Annotated in this window: 1 protein-coding gene; it reads left to right on the top strand. The window is 58.7% G+C overall.

What is annotated here, in order from left to right; translation table 11 throughout:
* Positions 1 to 68: 68 nt before the first annotated feature.
* Positions 69 to 252: DoxX family protein (locus tag B2W52_RS17610; RefSeq protein ID WP_286803811.1), on the top strand; the 184-nt coding region annotated here is incomplete at its 3' end.

Raw genomic sequence — 252 nt, 5'->3', positions numbered from 1 at the left:
CCGGCTGATCAAACAGCTTCTGCCGCTGTACCCTGACATTCGCAACCTGTAAAATGGAGACCCGCACCTTGCTCGAAAACGCTGATCTGGGAAAACTGATTATCCGCCTGACCCTGGGCGGCCTGATGCTGTTCCATGGCATTGCCAAGCTGCTCAACGGCATCGGCTTCATTGAAGGGGAGCTGGCCAGCCACGGCCTGCCAACCTTCCTCGCCTACGGGGTGTACGTGGGTGAGATCATCGCGCCGCTGA

Origin of the sequence: Marinobacter sp. UBA2498 (assembly GCF_002341575.1) — a bacterium.
GTDB lineage: Bacteria > Pseudomonadota > Gammaproteobacteria > Pseudomonadales > Oleiphilaceae > Marinobacter > Marinobacter manganoxydans.
Note: the sequence above shows the minus strand (reverse complement) of the source record. Positions and strands in the feature narration are given on the sequence as shown.